Origin of the sequence: Prescottella soli (genome assembly GCF_040024445.1) — a bacterium.
Classification (GTDB): domain Bacteria; phylum Actinomycetota; class Actinomycetes; order Mycobacteriales; family Mycobacteriaceae; genus Prescottella; species Prescottella soli.
In genome coordinates this window covers 1,453,946-1,470,107 of the sequence record NZ_CP157276.1, presented here as the reverse complement: position 1 = coordinate 1,470,107, position 16,162 = coordinate 1,453,946, and the positions used below count along the sequence as shown (strand labels likewise).

Sequence of the window (16,162 nt, the reverse complement as noted above, 5' to 3'; positions counted from 1 at the left end):
CGGGGTCGTTCGCAGGCCCCGCCGCGGCCTGACGAGAGTGCCTGCCAGATGTCGCGTGCCATTCGTTGGATCTCGTTCGTCCCTATGTCGCTGCGTTCGACGACATCGAAGGCGATGATTCGATTCGGCATGACATCATCACCCCTGGCGGGGAGATTCGGTTTGCGGTTCGATGATGCGGGCCATGAGCTGGTAGCCATAGGCGGTGTCGACGCCGGGTTCGACGATCGCGATGTCGATGCGGCCGCCGTCGCGGCCGTACAGTCTCATGACTCGGCTCTGCTGGTCGACTTCCGGGCCCCTGACATCCAACCCGTCATCCGGGTCGATGTGGCGTTGCATCGCGCTGACTGCGTTCCAGTCGAAATGGATGCGCGCGACGGGGCCGATTCTCGGGGTCAGACCGACGACCAGGTCGTGCAGTTCGACGCTGAGGTTCTGAGTGCGGGGCCACCACACGCCGCCCACGTCGCTGAAGTCTCCAACGGCGAACAACAGCCGTGTGGTGCGGGTTGGGGCGGGAAATGGCTGCCCTCCATCCGGTGACAGGATGTCCCGGCGAAGGTCGAAATAGGCAGGAGTGCGCGTCACTGAGACGCTCCTTAAGGTGGCCGCGAATCGGCCTTGATTTCCAAACGCGGCCCGCACGAGAAAAACCCATGCGTGAATAACCTGCGATGTATTCCACAGTACACCCGGCGACACCCAGGGGCTGGAATGCTGAACGCCACAGCTGGCGAACGGGGCGTTCGTGTCGCGCGCTGCCCTCTGGCCACGGCGCGCACTGCATGCGTGGGGTCCGACAGATCGACTCGGTGGCCGACACTGCCCGTGCAGGCCGACGAGGCGCAGGTCGGCGACTCCACGGAGATGAGAGTCGTTGTGTACGTGCCGAATTCGGTGGGGGGCGAGTCTCGTTGGGCGCACCGCCGTATGCCTGCACCGGACATGTGTGCTCAACGGTCACTCACCCGCGCCGTGTCGCAAGCGAGCATCGCTGCGGTCGTCGAGCGCTGCCGTCCACCCCGCCGATGCGTCGAACCGTCAACTCCGAGAAGGCTTCAGGCGCCCGCCGGCGCGCTAGGGCGAGCGCTACCGGCAGTGCCGATGCCCGCAGGTCTGCGGGTTCCGCCGGCGCCGGCACGGGGTAGTGCCGCGAACGTGGCCGTGACGAGAGCCTTTGCAAGAGGGCGCAATCCGCCTATGGCGCCCCGCACTGGGGCGTATGCCTGATATTCACCGAGCGGCGCCCGTCATTGCTGGGATGCGATGACGGCCTGCTGCGCGGCGGGTGTGACCGCATCGACGTAGCCCGCGAAGTCGTCGTGCTTTTCGAGGAAACCGGCGACGAACGGACAGATCGGCACGATGCGCTTGACGTGGGCGGTGGTGTCCTCGAGCGCCGCCCGGATCAGCGTGCTCGCCAGGCCCCGGCCCGAAAAGCGTTCGTCGATCTCCGTGTGGAAGAAGATGCGCTGCTCGCCGCTGTCCACGAACTCCGTGAAACCTGCCGTTTCGTTTCCGACGCGGATCTCGTACCGCCGGCTGTCGGCGTGGACCTCGGGTTGTGCGTCCAGTTCGTCGCTCATGATCCCACTATGACGCGGGCGGTCGGCTCGCGCGACCGTTCGGGAGGTGTGCCTCGGCGGGCCTGGTCAGCGTCCACGCGTGGGCGGGTGGGACGTTGGCCCAGACGGTTCGCCGACTCTGCCGAAATCCGGTCCGGAACTCGGCGAGCGCCTGTGCGCTGTGTCGTCGACGCCGACTGTGCCGGTCGCCGGTGAAGTTGTCGACGATGGAGGCGCCGAGGTAGGAGAAGTACGTCAGCGTGCCGCCCGGAACGAGGGCGTCGTCCAACGCATGGCAGATCGCCCGTGTCTCGCTCGCGGTGAAGTTCGCGAACGGCAGTCCCACGACGATCGCGTGGTACTTCTCGCTCATCACGCCCTCCACCACGTCGGCTTCACGGACGGTGATCCGATCGCCGAGCACCCGCAAGCTCGTGTCGGTGTCGACCTGCCTGCGGAGGTACTCGACGAGGCGAGGGTTCTTCTCGACGCACGTCAGGGTGTCCGTCGGTCCCATGCAGGTGGCCAGAGCCCGGGTGAGCGCGCCCGTTCCGGACCCCACCTCGAGGATCGAGAGTGTGGGCCGCACGGATCTCCGGACCGGCTCGATGAGGGCGTGGGCGAGCTTGGAACCGCTCGGCGCGATCGCGCCGGTGGTTCGCAAGTCGCGTCCCGCCTCGGCAGCGAAAAGCAGGCGTCCGGTCAGTCGCGGGGGCCGGGCCCGGTCGGCGAAATTCGTCATGGACCGACTGTGTGCCGGGTGCGGGCGGCGCCGCATCGGACGCTCGGCGACCGGCACCCCCGACGAAAGTCGAAGTGTCCGCGAACGATCGGTGGAGAAGCCGAATCCCCGATGCCCCCGCGGTACAGTCTCCGCGTGATCTCGGTTCTGGTCGTGGACGACGATCCGTTCGTCCGTCAGGGGCTGACCGAACTGCTCGCCACCGACGGCGAAATCGCGGTGGTCGGTCACGCCGCCGACGGCGGTGAGGCCGTCCGCTCGGCGTCGTCGAACCGGGTCGACGTCGTCCTGATGGACGTGCGAATGCCGATCATGGACGGTATCGAGGCGACGCGGCGGATGGCGACGCTGCCCCGACGGCCGCGCATCCTCGTCCTGACCACCTTCGATCTGGACCGGTACGTGTACTCGGCACTGGCGGCGGGGGCCGACGGCTTCCTGCTCAAGGACACGCCGCCGGCAGAGATCCTCAGGGCCGTGCACGTCGTCGCCGACGGCGGGTCGATGCTCCACCCGGGCGCCGCCCGCGCCCTCATCGACCGGTTCCACCGGCAGACGTCCGACGCTGCGCGCACGGCGGTCGAACGCATCGAGCGGTTGACCCCACGCGAGAAGCAGGTGCTCGAGCGGGTGGGCGGGGGAGATTCCAACGCCGATATCGCGCGGGCCCTCGCGATGCGGGAGAGCACGGTCAAGGCGCACGTCAGCCGCATCCTCGCGGCGTTGGACGTTTCGAACCGCGTGCAGGCGGCGCTCGTGGTCCGCGATGCTCAGCTGCTGGCCGACCCGGATTGACCGTCGGGCCAGGGCGAACTGGCGAACACGCGCCACCCGCCGTCCGGTGTGGGGCCGTGTTCGAGGCGGCCGGAGGCCAGTCCCACCCGTTCCCGCAGACCCACCAGACCCGCGCCGGAACCGGCCAGTCCCGACGGCGCCACCGGGTGGGCCGGAGCCCCGTTGACGATCTCGATCGTGAGACGGTCGCCGGGACGTCCGTGGATCTCGACCGTGGTTGGGGCGCCCGCGGCGTGCTTGTGAATGTTCGTCAGGGCTTCCTGCGTCACCCGGTAGGCGGTGAGCGCCAGCGCCGCCGGAGCGGGAGTCGCGAGATCCGCGGAGATGTTCTCCGCGATCGGGATTCCGGCCTCGCGAGAGGCCGCGACGAGCGCCGGCAGATCCACCAGCCGCGGCTGCGGTGGATCCGGGCGATCGCCGTCGGGCGACTCTCGGAGCACCCCCAGCACACTGCGCAGGTCGCTGAGCGCGGCGCGGGCCGTGTCGGCGATCAGTTCGGCGGAGCGATGGACGCGGTCGGCGTCCGGCGCCGCGGTCATCTGGAGTGCGCCGGCGTGGAGCGCGATGAGCGAGACCTTGTGCGCGACGACGTCGTGCATCTCGCGCGCAATCCGGCCGCGCTCCGCGAGCCGTGCCTGAGTGGCGCGGACCTCCCGCTCGGCCTCCGCGTGCCGCACCCGCTCGTGCAGCCCCTCCAGATGCTTTCGGCGCAGCCCGATGTAGGCGCCGAGCACGACGTAGGTGAGCACCGAGAAGAGCGATGAACCCAGGTAGCTCGCGTAGCCGTCGGTGCCCGCGCGGAGGAAGCCCGACGTGGCATTCGTCAGGACGCCGATCGCCGCGACGGCCCACAACCACCGGTCGTGTCGTCGAACCGACAGTGTGCAGATCCCGAGCATCATCATGACGTTGGACCCGGACACGGCGCACACCACGATGCCGACGCCGGCGACGGCGATCGGGTAGCGGCGCCGGCACATCAGCGTCGTCGCCGCGGCGATGGACAACGCCGTCGCCCAGACCGCGGCGGTCGAACCGGATCCCGTCTGAACGAAGCGCACGATCAGGAGCGCGATCGTCGCGGCCGTCAGCACCACGTCCCGCACTCGGGGCAGGTGCGGTTCGAGCCTCCGCCGGTACCGCTCGAGGGCATTCACGCGCTGCAGGATAGCGAGGGTGGCCTGTCAGGAACCCGCCTTCGGGGTCGCTCGTTCGATGATCGGTGCCAGGTCGAGCCCGGCCGGCAGGGTGCCGAACACCGTTCCCCAGTCCCCGGACAGACGGCTGGCGCAGAACGCGTCCGCGACGGCGGGGTATCCGGTGCGGACCAGGAGAGCCCCCTGCAACGCGAGCGCCATGTCGCCGACCACCCGCCGGGCCCGGTGCTCGAGGGTGTCGACGTCCGTGAACGACGCCTTCAATGCCGCTACCGCGGCGTCGAGGCGGGCGTCGGCGCCGGCGCTGTCGTCCAGTTCGTCGAAGAACGCCTCCACCGTCTCGGGCCGGCGGGCCATCGCCCGCAGGACGTCGAGCGCGGCGACGTTGCCGGACCCCTCCCACACGGACAGCAGCGGCGCCTCCCGGTACAGGCGCGGCATCCGCGACTCCTCCACATATCCGTTGCCGCCCAGGCATTCCAGGGCCTCGGCGGCGTGGATCGGTCCGCGCTTGCACACGTAGTACTTGCTGACGGCGAGGGCGATGCGGCGCAGCGTCGCGGCTTGCGGATCACCGGTCGCGGCGCGGTCGGTGAGGGCGGCGAGCCACAGCGCGACGGTGGTCGCAGCCTCCGATTCGACGGCCAGGTCCGCGAGCACATTCCGCATGAGGGGCTGGTCGATCAGATGCGCGCCGAACGCGCTGCGGTGCACCGCATGGTGGGCGGCCTGCGTGACGCCGACGCGCATCCCGGTCGCGGTGCCGATGGTGCAATCCAGGCGGGTCATGTTGACCATCTCGATGATCGTCGGCACACCCCGGCCCTCGTCGCCGACCCGCCACGCGACGGCCTCGTCGTACTCCACCTCGCTGCTCGCGTTCGACCGGTTGCCGAGCTTGTCCTTGAGCCGCTGCAGGAGCATCGCGTTGCGGGTGCCGTCGGGCAGGACCCGAGGCAGCAGGAAGCACGTCAGCCCGCCAGGAGCCTGCGCGAGCACGAGAAAGATGTCCGACATCGGCGCCGACGTGAACCACTTGTGGCCGGTGAGCAGGTAGGTGCCGTCGGGCTGCGGGACGGCGCGGGTGGTGCCGGCACGGACGTCGGAGCCGCCCTGCTTCTCGGTCATCGACATGCCCGCGATCAGCCCGGGCTTCGTCAGTGGCGGCCGCGGTTCCGGGTCGTAGACGCGGGCGGCCAGCAGCGGCTCGTACTGCAGCGCCAGTTCGAGGTTGTGGCGCAGCGCCGGCACCACGGCGTAGGTCATCGAGATCGGGCACCCGTGCCCGGCGTCCACCTGGCCCCACACCGCCATCTTCGCGGCCCGCACCAGGTGCGAGTGCGGGTCGGGGTCGGTCCACGCGGCGCCGTGCAGTCCCAGTTCCACGGCGGTATTCATGAGCTGGTGGTAGGCGGGGTCGTAGTCGACCTCGTCGATGCGGTGACCGTAGCGGTCATGCGTCCGCAGCACCGGGGGATGGGCCTCGGCCAGATCACCCCACCGCTGCGCCTCCGCGCCGCCGGCGAGCCGGCCGACTCGGTGCAGGTCGTCGAGGGCTTCGTGTGCGCCCTCGCGTCGCAGCGCTTCGAGGATCGGCGGATAGTCGGCCGCGTCGTAGTCGATCAGCGGCGGGACCTGATTGGTGACCTCGTGCGTGACCCTCATGCGACCCCCTGTGCGGTGGTGACGGTGATCCTCGTCTGCAGTCAATGACGGTCCGGCCGGTACGTCAAGCAATTGCCGACCGCGCCGGTGGAATATCCGCGGGGCGGACACGGTTCGTGGCTATAGTTGAAACTTGAAATACTTCGGAGGTAGGGCATGCAGTTCGGAATCTTCACTGTCGGCGACGTGACCATGGACCCCACGACCGGTCGGACCCCGACCGAGGCCGAGCGAATCAAGGCGATGGTCGCGATCGCGGAGAAGGCCGAGGAAGTGGGCCTCGACGTATTCGCCACCGGCGAGCACCACAACCCGCCGTTCGTGCCGTCCTCGCCGACGACCATGCTCGGCTACATCGCGGCGCGCACCGAGCGCATCCAGCTCTCGACGTCGACGACGCTCATCACCACCAACGACCCGGTGAAGATCGCCGAGGACTTCGCGATGCTCCAGCACCTGGCCGACGGCCGCGTCGACCTCATGCTCGGCCGCGGCAACACCGGCCCGGTGTATCCCTGGTTCGGCAAGGACATCCGTGAGGGCATTCCGCTCGCCATCGAGAACTACGCACTGCTGCACAAGTTGTGGCGTGAGGACGTGGTGAACTGGCAGGGCCGGTTCCGGACGCCGCTGCAGTCGTTCACGTCGACGCCGCGCCCGCTCGACGACGTCCCGCCGTTCGTGTGGCACGGGTCGATCCGCAGCCCCGAGATCGCCGAGCAGGCCGCGTACTACGGCGACGGTTTCTTCGCGAACAACATCTTCTGGCCCAGGGAGCACTTCGTCCGATTGATCGACCTGTACCGTCGCCGCTACGAGCACTACGGTCACGGGTCGGCCGACCAGGCGATCGTCGGCCTCGGTGGCCAGGTGTTCATGCGCAAGAACTCGCAGGACGCGGTCCGCGAGTTCCGGCCGTACTTCGACAACGCCCCGGTCTACGGCCACGGCCCGTCGCTCGAGGAGTTCACCGAGGAGACCCCGCTGACCGTCGGCAGCCCGCAGGAGGTCATCGACAAGACCCTCACGTTCCGGGAAAGCTTCGGCGACTACCAGCGGCAGCTGTTCCTCATGGATCACGCCGGCCTGCCGCTGAAGACGGTCCTCGAGCAGCTCGACCTGCTCGGCGAGGAGGTCGTGCCGGTGCTGCGTCGCGAGTTAGACGCGATGCGTCCCGCGCACGTGCCCGACGCCCCGACCCACGCGAGTCTGCTGGCACGCAAGAACGCGGAGGTGCTGTCATGAGCGACACGAAAACCCGTGCGCTGACGGTGATCTCGGCGGGGTTGACGCAGCCGTCGTCGAGTCGGCTACTCGCCGACCGCCTCGCCGCGGCCGCCGTGGACGCGCTCACCGAGCGGGGCATCGACGCCGACGTCGAGGTGGTCGAACTCCGCGAGCACGCGCACGCGCTCGTCGACAACCTGCTCACCGGTTTCCCGAGCGGCGCGCTCCGGTCGGTGACCGAGCGGGTCGCGGCGTCCGACGGGCTCATCGCGGTGACGCCGATCTTCAACGCCTCCTACAGCGGGCTGTTCAAGTCGTTCTTCGACGTCCTGGAACCGGGAACGCTCGACGGTGTGCCGGTGCTGCTGGGCGCGACCGGCGGCACCGCGCGGCACTCGCTCGCGCTCGAGCACGCGATCCGTCCGATGTTCGCGTACCTCCGGGCGGCCGCGGTGCCGACGGCGGTCTACGCGGCGTCGGAGGACTGGGCGGGATCCGATGACCAGGCATTGGGGCGGCGGATCGCGCGCGCCGGACGTGAACTGGTCGCGGCGATGGCTGAGCGCCAGAACACGGGCCCTGTCGACCCGTTCGCGAACTCGGTTCCGTTCGAGGAGTTGCTGGAGCGGCAGGCGCCGTAACTGACTCTCCAGTAAGATGCCCGCAACGAAGGTCGACAGGGCGGGGGAGAGTCGTGCGGGAATCGGACTGGTGGACACGGGTGAACGCGCAGCTGCGCAATGCGTGGGGGCTGACGCTGGGTGACGGTGTCGCGCCGGTGGAACGGACGCCGTCGACGCCGATTCACCTGGAGTTGCATCGCGATCTGCACCGCTACGGGCCCGCCGGCGACGGCCGCCCGGTGCTGCTCGTGCCGCCGCTCGCGGTGTCGATGCACTGCTACGACCTGCGGCCCGGTCAGAGCCTCGCGGCCCACCTGCTGGGCGCCGGGCGCACGCCGTACGTCGTCGACTACGGGACGATGAGCTACGCCGACCGGGGCCTCGGCTTCGAGGAGTGGATCGACGACATCGTCCCGGACGCGCTGCGTCGGGTGAGCGAACTGCACGACGGTGCCGACGTCGATGTCATCGGATGGAGTCTCGGTGGGACGCTCTCGCTGCTCACCGCGTCCGCCCACCCCGACCTGCCGATTGCGTCGATCGCCGCGCTCGGCACGCCGGCCGACTACTCGCGGATCCCGATGATGGCGGCCGCTCGCGGCGTGGGTCGCTTCACCGGGCACCGCCCGGTGACCGAACTGACCCGACTGATGGGCGGGCTGCCAGCCCCGCTCGTCCAGGTGGGCTACCGGGCCACCGCCCCGCAACGGGAGTTGCTCAAGCCGTGGTTCGTCGCCCGCAACCTGCACGACACCGAGACTCTCGCCCGGATGGAGGCGATCGACCGGTTCATGGCCGAGATGCCCGGCTATCCGGCGCGGCTGTTCTACCAGATGGCGGAGGAGTTCGTGCTCGCCAACGGCCTCGCCGAGGGGCGGATCACGCTGGGCGGCAGAACGATCAAACTCGCCGAGCTGTCCGTGCCGGTGCTCGCGGTCGGTGGAACGGGCGACGTCATCGCCACCGCGGACTCGGTCCGCGCGATCGTCGACGTCCTGCCCGGATCGCCGTCGGTGCAGTTCGAGTCCGTTCCCGGCAGCCACCTGGGGCTGCTCGCCGGACCCGGCGCGAAGGACACCACGTGGCGGCACATCGACGCGTTCCTCGGCGAGCTCGAGGCGGCCTGAACGTCAGTCGTCGAGCAGGACGCGTCGACTCGCCGCGATCGGGCTCTGCGCGGTGAGGCCGCCGTCGAGCACCAGCGTCTGCCCGCTCATGTATCTCGACTCGTCCGACGCGAGATATACCATCGCCCAACCGATGTCGTCCGGTTCGCCGATCAGGTCGAGCGCATTGTGTCGCTGGATGTCCGCGATGACGTCCTTCGGTAGGTTGTCGCGCAGTGCCGGTGTCATGATCGCGCCGGGCGCAATCGCGTTGCAGCGCACGTTGTGTCGGCCGTACTGCGTGGCCACGTACTGCGTCAGGCGGATCACCGCGGCCTTCGACGCGCCGTAGGCGCACTGCAGGACGTCGCCGATGATCCCGGCGACCGAGACCGTGTTGACGATAGAGCCGCCACCTGCCTCGATCATGTGTGGCAGCGCCAGCCGCGACGCGACGACCGTGCTCCGTGCGTTGAGGGCTATCGCGCGGTCCCACTCGGCGAGGTCCATCCGCAGCAGGTCCAGATCGGTGCGCGGATTGCTGCCGCCGACGTGATTGCAGAGCACATCGAGGCCGCCGAACTCGGCGACCGCCAGGTCGATCATCGCGGCCACCGACTTCTCGTCCATGACATCGACGCCGATCCCGACGGCCCGCCCGCCCTCGAGCCCGATCTGCTCGGCGGCCTCGTCCGCGGCGTCCGCGTCGAGGTCCGCGACCAGGACCCGCGCACCCTCGGCGGCCATCAGACCCGCGGCGGCCCGGCCGATGCCGCTCGCGGCGCCCGTGATGACGACCTTCTTCTCAGCCAGACGGTCCATGGCGGTCCCTTCCTCGGGAAGTCCCCACCCCGCTCCAGTGTGGCCCCGCGATCGGCCTGAGCCCCCACTTCCGGCCGGCCTGCGCGGAAATCCGCGTCCGACGGTGAGGAATGGGCGGCCAGGCCGATCGCCGAACGTATCCGGGCGTCGAGGACAATTGGCGTCATGCTCTCCGTCGAAGACCTGTTCAGCCGGATGCGGCGCTTTCCCGACGTCGAGGCGCTCAACCTGTTCGCCGTCGACGCGGCCGACCGGCTGATCCTCGACGAGGCGGCTGACGCCCTCGCCGCCGCGCCGGACGGCGCGGTGACGGTGATCGGCGACCACTACGGCGCGCTCACGCTCGGTTCCGCGGTGCGATTCGGCGCGAACGACGTTCGGGTACACCAGGATCCGATCACCGGTGAACGGGCGCTGGTGAACAACGCCGAGACGGCCGGACTGTCGGACAGCTATCGATCGTGCGAGCTGGGGGAGGACCTGCTCGCTGGGGCGCGGGTCGTGCTGCTGCAGTTGCCGCGCAGCCTTGACGAACTCGACGAGGTCGCCGACACGATCGCGCGGTACGCCGCCCCCGACGTCGTCGTGTACGCGGGTGGCCGGAACAAACACATCACCCCGGCGATGAACGACGTCCTGCGGCGGTCATTCTCGAACGTCCGGGCGACGCTCGGACGGCAGAAGTCGCGGGTGCTGATCGCCGACACGCCCCGGCCGCCGGCCGCGTCGTCGCGTTTCCCCGTCACCGAACACCTCGACGAACTGGGGCTGGACGTCGTCGCGCACGGCGCCGTGTTCGCGGGCCCCAAGCTCGACATCGGAACGCGGTTCCTGCTCGAGTTCCTGCCGCGGATGCGGGACGCCGACACCGCCGTCGACCTGGGGTGCGGCACGGGCATACTCGCCGTCAGCCTCGCACAGGCCCGGCCCACCGTCACCGTCGTCGCGAGTGACCAGTCCGCGGCCGCCGTCGCATCCGCCGTGGCGACCGCCCGGGCCAACGGGGTCGGCGACCGGGTACAGGCGCTGCGCGACGACGCCATCGCGTCGCTGTCCGACGCGAGCATCGACCTGGTCGTGTGCAATCCGCCGTTCCACGTCGGAGCGGCGGTGCACACCGGAGGCGCGGGCAAGATGTTCGACGCCGCCGGCCGCGTGCTGCGACCGGGTGGGGAGCTGTGGACCGTCTACAACTCCCACCTGGGTTACAAGGGCGCGCTGACGCGGGCCGTCGGGCCGACCGAAGTGGTCGGTCGCAGCGCGAAATTCACCGTCACGCGGTCCGTCCGCGCGCGATAGCTACTGCACGGGCCCTCCGCCGGCCGCGTCTCCGTCTACCTGGCCACGGTGCAGCCCGATGTCCTCGACGATGACCCCGTCGACGATCTCGGCGCCCTGGAGTTCGGCGGTGTCTTCGTCGTACTCACGCTCCTCGCCGAACGGCAGCACGTCCGGCTCCTCCTCGGCGAGGCGCTGGTCGAGGCTCTCGCCCTGCTCGGCCTCGCGCAGCGTGGTGCCGAACCGATCGGCCTCGCTCCACTCGTCGGGCGCGTCGACCACGTCGTCGCCGTCTTCGTTGCGGACCTCGTCAGAATCGAGGCTCTCGCTGACATTCAGTGTCTCGCCGGATCCGTCTTCGATTCCCATGTCGCCATTGTCTGTCGAATCGTGATTTCGCGCTGGATTGTCGAGGCACGAGATACCGTTTGGTCGGATCCTCGGATAGCGATTGCGACGGTACGCCCGGTACAGTCCGAAATGTCCAACTCGGCGGTGCGGTCGGGAACTTTCCCCGCGCTGCCGGACGTTTCAAGGACAACGACGCCGGGCGACACCGGCCGACTCGGGCCCCACCGGGCACGACAGACGACCACGAGAAGGGATGTGCACGGTGCGCACCACCAGCAACCCGGTGTTCAAGAACCTGCCGAAGCAAGAGGGTGGGGGCTACGCCACATTCGGATCTGCGCAGGCGGGTGCTGCGCAGGTTGCACAGGAATACGGCCAGCAGTACCCGGCGCAAGAGCAGTACCAGACGCCGCAGCGGGCCATGACGATCGACGACGTCGTCACCAAGACCGCCATCACGCTGGGTGTGCTGACGATCTCGGCGATCATCTCGTACTTCCTGGTCGACGGAAACGAGAGCCTCGCGGCGCCGCTCGTCATCGGTGGTGGCCTCGTCGGCTTCGTCCTCGTCATGGTGGCGTCGTTCGGCCGGAAGATGGACAACCCGGCGATCGTGCTCGCGTACGCGGTATGCGAGGGCCTCTTCCTCGGCGCGTTCTCGTTCATGTTCGCGAACTGGGCCATCCAGGGCGTCGACGCATCGGTCCTGATCGGGCAGGCCGTCCTCGGCACCTTCGGCGTGTTCTTCGGCATGCTGGTCGTCTACAAGACCGGCGCCATCCGCGTCACGCCGCGACTGACCCGCATGATCATCGGCGGCCTCATCGGCGTCCTGGTCCTGATGATCGGCAACCTGATCGCGAGCTTCTTCACCCCCGGCGGCTTCGGCCTCCGCGACGGCGGCACGATCGCGATCATCTTCAGCCTCGTGTGCATCGCGCTCGCCGCGTTCAGCTTCCTGCTCGACTTCGACGCCGCCGACGAGATGATCCGCGCCCAGGCGCCGGAGAAGGCCGCGTGGGGCGTCGCCCTCGGCCTCACCGTCACCCTGGTCTGGCTGTACGTCGAGATCCTGCGCCTGCTGAGCTACCTCAACAGCGACTAGTCTCACCACGCCTCACGAACGGGCGGTCGTCGCGGATGCGACGGCCGCCCGTTCTCGTCGCCTGTGCCATAGGCCACCCGCCACAAGCGCCGAACGCAGAACGGGCGGTTCCCCGACGGTCGGCCGTGTGGCCCGTCGGAGAACCGCCCGTTCGCGGACGCTGAGGGATTACGCGAGGCGCTCGAGCACCATCGCCATGCCCTGGCCGCCGCCGACACACATGGTCTCGACACCGAACTGCTTGTCGTGGGTCTGCAGGTTGTTGAGCAGCGTCGCGGTGATGCGGGCGCCGGTCATACCGAACGGGTGGCCGACGGCGATGGCGCCACCGGAGACGTTCAGCTTGTCCTCGTCGATGCCGAGGGCGCGGGCCGAGCCCAGCACCTGCACCGCGAAGGCCTCGTTGATCTCGAACAGGTCGATGTCGCTGATCGACTTGCCGGCGAGCGCGAGCGCCTTCTTGGTGGCCTCGATCGGGCCCAGGCCCATGATCTCGGGGGACAGGCCGGAGACACCGGTCGACACGACGCGGGCGAGCGGGGTCAGGCCCAGCTCCTTGGCCTTGGTGTCGCTCATGATGACCAGCGCGGCCGCACCGTCGTTCAGCGGGCAGCAGTTGCCGGCGTTGATGGTGCCGTCGGGGCGGAAGACCGGCTTCAGCTGGCTGACGGCGTCGTAGGTGACGCCGGCGCGCGGGCCGTCGTCGGTGCTGACGACCGTGCCGTCGGCCAGGGTGACCGGGGTGATCTCACGCTCGAAGAAGCCGGCCTTGATGGCCTCCTCGGCGCGGTTCTGCGAACGGACGCCCCACTGGTCCTGATCCTCGCGGGTGATGCCGGTCAGCTGCGCGACGTTCTCGGCGGTCTGGCCCATAGCGATGTACGCGTCGGGGACGATGCCGTTCTCCCGCGGGTCGTTCCACTGAACGCCGCCCTGGGCGGCGGTGGCGGTGCGCTCCATGGCGTCGGCGAAGAACGGGTTCTTCGTGTCGGGCAGCGAGTCCGAGGTACCGGCGGCGAAGCTCGACACCGACTCGACACCGGCGGAGATGAACACGTCGCCTTCGCCGGCCTTGATCGCGTGCAGCGCCATGCGGGTGGTCTGCAACGACGACGAGCAGTAGCGGGTGATCGTGGTGCCGGGCAGGGTGTCGTAGCCCAGCTTGATGGCCACGATGCGGCCCATGTTGAAGCCGGCCTTGCCGCCCGGCAGGCCACAGCCCAGCATCAGGTCGTCGATCTCGGTGGGATCGAGCTCGGGAACCTTGGCGATCGCGGCGGCGACCATCTGCGCGGCCAGATCGTCCGGACGCATGCTTGCCAGCGAGCCCTTGACGGCACGGCCGATCGGCGAACGGGCAACGGAGACAATGACTGCCTCGGGCATGGGAACTCCTTCTCGGGTTGGTCTCTTCGACCATGAACTTACGTTGCCGCGTCGGTATATCCACCCTGCTACCACCCGTTGCCGTCGGAAACGGCGTCTTCGACCCGATTTCCGGGGTACGCATGGCCTGCGAGCTGGGCAAACGAGCGCCGTTCTGGAACACGTTCGGTGCCGCGCGGCGAGGGACGCCCCGTCCCACTGAGCGAGAGACGCCGTCGGCGCGCACGAGCACTCGAGCCCAGCGGGTGGGCGTGTCCGATTCCGATCTGGAAGCATGGGGTCATGCGCATCGCGGATCATGTCGTCGACCTCATCGGCAACACCCCCTTGGTCAAGCTGTCCTCCGTGGTCGGAGAGGGCTCCGGGCTGGTGGCCGCCAAGGTCGAGTACCTCAATCCGGGCGGCAGCTCCAAGGACCGCATCGCGGTCAAGATGATCGACGCCGCCGAGGCGTCCGGCGAGCTGCAGCCGGGCGGCACCATCGTCGAGCCCACGTCCGGCAACACCGGCGTCGGCCTGGCCCTGGTCGCGCAGAAGCGCGGCTACAAGTGCGTGTTCGTCTGCCCCGACAAGGTCAGCGAGGACAAGCGCAACGTGCTCCGTGCCTACGGTGCGGAGGTCGTCGTGTGCCCCACCGCGGTCGCGCCCGAGCATCCGGACAGCTACTACAACGTCTCCGACCGCCTGGTGAAGGAGATCCCGGGCGCCTGGAAGCCCAACCAGTACGCCAACCCGGGCGGCCCCGACAGCCACTACGAGACCACCGGTCCGGAGATCTGGCGCGACACCGACGGCAAGGTGACGCACTTCGTCGCCGGCGTCGGCACGGGCGGCACCATCACCGGCACGGGCCGCTACCTCAAGGAGATCTCGGGCGGCAAGGTCAAGGTCATCGGCGCCGACCCCGAGGGCTCGGTCTACTCGGGCGGCACCGGCCGGCCGTACCTCGTCGAGGGCGTCGGTGAGGACTTCTGGCCCACCGCGTACGACCCGTCCGTGCCCGACGAGATCATCGCCGTCTCCGACGCCGACTCGTTCGAGATGACCCGCCGTCTTGCCCGCGAGGAGGGCCTGCTGGTCGGCGGCTCGTGCGGCATGGCCGTCGTCGCGGCGCTCGAGGTCGCGAAGCGTGACCCGGACGCCGTCGTCGTGGTGCTGCTGCCCGACGGTGGCCGCGGTTACCTGTCGAAGATCTTCAACGACGAGTGGATGGCGTCGTACGGCTTCCTGCGCTCCCGCCTCGACGGCGACAGCAGCGAGCGGACCGTCGGCGACGTGCTGCGCGGCAAGTCCGGCGAGCTGCCCGACCTGGTGCACACGCATCCGGGTGAGACGCTGCGCGACGCGATCGAGATCCTGCGCGAGTACGGCGTCTCGCAGATGCCCGTCGTCGGCGCCGAGCCGCCGGTCATGGCCGGCGAGGTCGCGGGTAGCGTGTCCGAGCGTGACCTGCTGAGCGCGGTCTTCGAGGGTCGCGCCGGGCTGGCCGACCCGGTCGAGAAGCACATGAGCAAGCCGTTCCCGCTGATCGGTGCGCACGAGCCGGTTTCGGCGGCGACCAAGGCCCTCGGCGACACCGACGCCCTGATGGTCGTCGACGACGGCAAGCCTGTCGGTGTCATCACTCGACACGATCTGCTCGGGTTCCTCAGCGCCGGAGCCTGATTGCTCGAATCCTGACGAATTCCCGGCGGACACCCGCCGGGAATTCGTCGTTTCGGGCCTCGGATAGGCTCTGCGCCATGCAGTGGGGGAGAAACATAGGGGCTGTCGCATGTCTTGCGGCGGTGGTGGTGTCGGGTTCGGCGTGCGGGGGCGCGGTCGAGGGGACTGCGAAGGCGGCCGGTGGGGAGATGGTCTCCACGCACCCGTCGGCACAGGCTTCGGCGCAGGCGTCGCCACGGTCGTCGGCGGCGCCGACGCGCGGGCCCGGTGCGGCCGCCGGCGCCGCGGTGGCACTTCCGACGTGTGCCGAGGTCGAGAAGGCCATCGCCCGATACGCGAGCGGCTACAAGATGTCGGTCCTGTCGGAGCACGGCGGGACGATGTGCTCGTTCGCAGGCAAGGGCGAGTTCACGGTGAGCGTCGAACCGACGGACGCGACCGCGGAGGAGGTCGACAAGCTCCGCCCGGCGATCGCCCGCTCGAACATCTACCTGCCCAGCAAGGAAGCCGAGGCGATCGGTGGTTACATCACGACGTTCGACGGCGTCGGCACCACCTACAACTCACCGCGCGCGAATCTCTTCCTCTTCCCCCGCGGCGGGGCCACGTTCTCGAAGGAGGACTCCGCCGCGCTGCTGGTCGCGGTGCGGTCGACGATGGCGAACTGACCAG

16 protein-coding genes are annotated in these 16,162 nt (G+C 69.2%); 8 read left to right on the top strand and 8 right to left on the bottom strand.

Annotation, left to right across the window (positions count from 1 at the left end):
* Positions 1–138 precede the first annotated feature (138 nt).
* From ABI214_RS06840 to ABI214_RS06830, 3 genes are all read right to left on the bottom strand, one after another.
* Positions 139–591 carry a DUF5994 family protein gene (locus ABI214_RS06840; protein ID WP_348607732.1) on the bottom strand — a complete coding sequence of 151 codons (453 nt, stop codon included), beginning with the start codon at positions 589–591 and terminating at the stop codon, positions 139–141.
* 662 nt (positions 592–1,253) lie between these two features.
* The gene (locus ABI214_RS06835; protein WP_348607729.1) at positions 1,254–1,589 is read right to left on the bottom strand and encodes a GNAT family N-acetyltransferase; all 336 of its coding nucleotides are present in this window, start codon (positions 1,587–1,589) and stop codon (positions 1,254–1,256) included.
* A gap of 7 nt (positions 1,590–1,596) precedes the next feature.
* Entirely contained in the window at positions 1,597–2,310 is a 714-nt protein-coding gene (locus ABI214_RS06830; RefSeq protein ID WP_348607726.1) for a class I SAM-dependent methyltransferase, read from the bottom strand.
* Between the two features lie 135 nt (positions 2,311–2,445).
* On the opposite strand from ABI214_RS06830, the gene ABI214_RS06825 reads away from it, so the two are divergent.
* Positions 2,446–3,105 (top strand): response regulator transcription factor, encoded by a 660-nt coding sequence (locus ABI214_RS06825; protein WP_348607723.1) that lies wholly within the window; start codon positions 2,446–2,448, stop codon positions 3,103–3,105.
* On the opposite strand, the gene ABI214_RS06820 is transcribed toward ABI214_RS06825, so the two are convergent.
* Positions 3,081–4,262 carry a sensor histidine kinase gene (locus ABI214_RS06820; protein ID WP_348607720.1) on the bottom strand — a complete coding sequence of 394 codons (1,182 nt, stop codon included), beginning with the start codon at positions 4,260–4,262 and terminating at the stop codon, positions 3,081–3,083. The genes ABI214_RS06825 and ABI214_RS06820 overlap by 25 nt on opposite strands.
* Positions 4,263–4,289: 27 nt before the next feature.
* Entirely contained in the window at positions 4,290–5,927 is a 1,638-nt protein-coding gene (locus tag ABI214_RS06815; protein ID WP_348607717.1) for an acyl-CoA dehydrogenase family protein, read from the bottom strand.
* A 156-nt stretch (positions 5,928–6,083) separates the two neighbouring features.
* Between ABI214_RS06815 and ABI214_RS06810 the strand changes: the two genes are divergently transcribed.
* The 3 genes from ABI214_RS06810 to ABI214_RS06800 are packed head-to-tail and all read left to right on the top strand — an operon-like array spanning position 6,084 to position 8,904.
* A complete protein-coding gene (locus ABI214_RS06810; protein WP_348607714.1) occupies positions 6,084–7,172 on the top strand; it encodes an LLM class flavin-dependent oxidoreductase in 1,089 nt (362 codons plus the stop codon).
* Positions 7,169–7,795, top strand: coding sequence for an FMN reductase (locus tag ABI214_RS06805; protein ID WP_348607711.1), 627 nt, complete (start codon positions 7,169–7,171; stop codon positions 7,793–7,795). Before ABI214_RS06810 ends, ABI214_RS06805 begins: the two co-directional genes overlap by 4 nt.
* A 53-nt stretch (positions 7,796–7,848) precedes the next feature.
* A complete protein-coding gene (locus ABI214_RS06800) occupies positions 7,849–8,904 on the top strand; it encodes an alpha/beta fold hydrolase (RefSeq protein ID WP_348607708.1) in 1,056 nt (351 codons plus the stop codon).
* 3 nt (positions 8,905–8,907) lie between these two features.
* Here ABI214_RS06800 and ABI214_RS06795 read toward each other — a convergent pair whose 3' ends face one another.
* Positions 8,908–9,705: an SDR family NAD(P)-dependent oxidoreductase gene (locus ABI214_RS06795; RefSeq protein WP_348607705.1), complete on the bottom strand. Its 798-nt coding sequence runs from the start codon at positions 9,703–9,705 to the stop codon at positions 8,908–8,910.
* 165 nt (positions 9,706–9,870) lie between these two features.
* Between ABI214_RS06795 and ABI214_RS06790 the strand changes: the two genes are divergently transcribed.
* Positions 9,871–11,004 (top strand): class I SAM-dependent methyltransferase, encoded by a 1,134-nt coding sequence (locus ABI214_RS06790; protein ID WP_348607702.1) that lies wholly within the window; start codon positions 9,871–9,873, stop codon positions 11,002–11,004.
* Here the strand turns inward: ABI214_RS06790 and ABI214_RS06785 are convergent, their stop codons facing one another.
* A complete protein-coding gene (locus ABI214_RS06785; RefSeq protein ID WP_348607699.1) occupies positions 11,005–11,352 on the bottom strand; it encodes a hypothetical protein in 348 nt (115 codons plus the stop codon).
* A 244-nt stretch (positions 11,353–11,596) separates the two neighbouring features.
* On the opposite strand from ABI214_RS06785, the gene ABI214_RS06780 reads away from it, so the two are divergent.
* Positions 11,597–12,439, top strand: a complete 843-nt coding sequence (locus tag ABI214_RS06780) for a Bax inhibitor-1/YccA family protein (protein ID WP_348607696.1) — start codon at positions 11,597–11,599, stop codon at positions 12,437–12,439.
* A 168-nt stretch (positions 12,440–12,607) separates the two neighbouring features.
* On the opposite strand, the gene ABI214_RS06775 is transcribed toward ABI214_RS06780, so the two are convergent.
* Positions 12,608–13,825: an acetyl-CoA C-acetyltransferase gene (locus ABI214_RS06775; RefSeq protein ID WP_348607692.1), complete on the bottom strand. Its 1,218-nt coding sequence runs from the start codon at positions 13,823–13,825 to the stop codon at positions 12,608–12,610.
* 282 nt (positions 13,826–14,107) lie between these two features.
* On the opposite strand from ABI214_RS06775, the gene ABI214_RS06770 reads away from it, so the two are divergent.
* Positions 14,108–15,490, top strand: a complete 1,383-nt coding sequence (locus ABI214_RS06770; protein WP_348607689.1) for a cystathionine beta-synthase — start codon at positions 14,108–14,110, stop codon at positions 15,488–15,490.
* Between the two features lie 77 nt (positions 15,491–15,567).
* Positions 15,568–16,158: a hypothetical protein gene (locus ABI214_RS06765; protein ID WP_348607686.1), complete on the top strand. Its 591-nt coding sequence runs from the start codon at positions 15,568–15,570 to the stop codon at positions 16,156–16,158.
* The last annotated feature ends 4 nt before the right edge of the window (positions 16,159–16,162 follow it).